Raw genomic sequence first — 2,467 nt, forward strand, 5'->3', positions numbered from 1 at the left:
CTATTGCGTCGGCGGGGCTTTGCGCGATTCCCGGGCTGCCCGCCAGCGGCGGCGCCGTCGCCGCGTTGCGCGATGCCGGCGGCGATCTCTCCGCCCACCGCAGCCGGTTGCTGACCCCCGCGCTGGTGCGCCAGGCCGCCGTGATCGTTGCTCTCGCCAGCACCCATCGCGATCAGATCCGCGAAAACCACCCCGACGCCGGACAACGTCTCTTCCTCCTGCGATCCTTCGATGCCGCCGCTGCGGTCCACGACCGCGACATTGACGATCCTGTCGGCGCCGGCGCCGCCGCCTACCGCCTCTGCCGCGAACGGATCACCGCCGCCATCCCCGGTCTCGTGGAATTTCTGACCACGTTGTCCTGAGGGGAAGACCCCAGCGTCCGTTGGTCCCGCACACGAGGCTCAGCGGTCGTCCCAGAAAGTCTGTCGTCCCAGAAAGTCTGGACTTCGCCCCTTCCTACTGGTACATTACCTGCTGCTATTCACCTACAGGCGTGAGTCCGACGGAGGAGGATGCTCTATGAATGTTCATTCGATTGACAGGCATGAACTGAAACACGTTTTTTCCCGCCGAAGGACTGCTCTTCGCCCAGCTCTCCTAGCCGGTATCCTCGCCTTGCAACTTGGGCTGCGGACGGACGCCAGGGAACTCAACGAAATCGAAGCGATTATGAACGCTCCGAACGCTGAAGAACTGGCGACTCAATTGAACGCCATGATCCAAACGAGCGACCACACCGGCATCTGGACACTCAGCACCGGACAGACGGTCGATTTGCTTCGCGATAACTTCGGCGAGTGGATGAGTTATGCGAATCTCCCCGTAACCATGCGTCCGACTGTCGCCAGTGCCGCCGGCCAGATGCGGTCCCGCACTGCAGTCCCTACCCTGCTGAGATGGCTCCGCGACGAACAGGTCATGAAGGACGCCTACTTGCGCGAGTGCGTCCTTTACGCGCTTGGCCGGATCGGCGACTCGCGCGCGGCGGAAACCGTCAAGCCCTTTGAAACCCACGCCAACGAGTGGACCCGGTATTTCGCCAAGGAAGCCAGCGCCCGTATCGCCGGCCAGCCGGACACTCTTAAGCCGCGCTGGTCCAAGCCGAGAATGAACCTGATTTCGGTCAATCTGACCCAGATGTACGGACCTCTGGTGAAGGAGGTCTTCCAGGGCACGCTCTTCGAAACTCGCGACAAACAGTTGACCGACGAGTTGATCAATAAGGGTCTGATCTTCGACGACACTGGTGAGCCGCTTTATGATGTCGCCCTGCTGTGGTTCGTGACGCTGCGTCGAAGTTCGCCGCTCTTGATGTGGCGGCTCCACCACTTCGCCCGGCGCGGGGGGCAGGTGATTCTCGATGGGCAGTTTCTGTATTGGATCGAACAGGAATATGAAATGATCGGCGAAGGGGACGCGGCCATACGGGGCAAGCTGAAGCGGGAATACCGTTATCAACGGGGGCCATGGGATGAATTGTTTCCTGAGAAACTCGTCAAGAACCCCGTCTTTCCGCCGCTTGACGATCAAATGCCGATGTTCAAGGAGTTCTATTATGGCTATCGTCGGATTGGGCGCGGGGGCTGTTTGCTGATGTCGGAGAGCAACCACACGCTTGATGTCGCCATCAAGAATATCCCTCCGATCAAGCAGGTGCCGTACTGGAGCATTCCCAATGCGAATGTATTGCAGCGGGATATTCTCACTTGGCTCCGCGACGGTCCCGACCACCGGGCGGTGTCTATCGGATGGCGTAACGAACCGATCCCACCCAAAAACGAACTGATCAAACGCGCGATCTTTTTTGCCGGCGCCCCCGCCAAGGTGGTCGTGTCTCTTGTCCGACATCAGGAATCGGCGACGCCGATCATGCCCGAGGTGAAGCTGTTTACTCCAGACGGCCAGGAAGTCGCCTCGGTCACGGGCAAGAGCGTATCAGGCAAGGTGGGCGAATGGACGCTGCTGGATCTGGCGATGGATCTGCCGATCCTGACGCTTCCAGACCCCAATTACCGCCTGGAGATTGTTGCGCGTGACGCAAGCGGCAAGGTCCTGCACCGCATGGAGCGGTTGGTCGAGGTGCGCGGACGTTTCGAGATCGCCGTGGCGGGATGGCCGGCCATGATCGCCGGCGAGGCCCGCGTCCCGGCGAAGGTGCAGATCAAGGATGGGTCAACCGGCGCCTACCCCCCCTTGCGGGCGCGTCTGCGGCTCGTGAACGATGATTTAAACCAGGTCTACCGCATCTGGCAGGCGCCGTGGAACGGCCAGGATGACATCGCCCTGGATATGCTTCTTCCAGTCACCTTGCCGGCGGCGCAGTACAGCTTGCGCGTCGACTTGGTAGATGATAAGGATCAAATTTATGGCCGTCACGTCAAGCCGCTGGCCCGCCAGGCGATTTACGAGCAGCGCCGAATTTTCCAGTGGTCCGAATGGATACAGGCGGGGGTGGGGGCGATCG

At 60.8% G+C, this 2,467-nt stretch carries 2 protein-coding genes; both read left to right on the top strand.

Features of this window, described 5'->3' with window-relative positions; translation table 11 throughout:
• A partial coding sequence (locus FJ222_12630) for a hypothetical protein (protein ID MBM4165266.1) occupies nt 1-365 on the top strand: 365 nt, incomplete at its 5' end.
• Between the two features lie 307 nt (nt 366-672).
• Nucleotides 673-2,467: HEAT repeat domain-containing protein (locus tag FJ222_12635; protein ID MBM4165267.1), on the top strand; the 1,795-nt coding region annotated here is incomplete at its 3' end.

This window comes from Lentisphaerota bacterium, from assembly GCA_016873675.1.
Lineage (GTDB): Bacteria > Verrucomicrobiota > Kiritimatiellia > RFP12 > JAAYNR01 > VGWG01.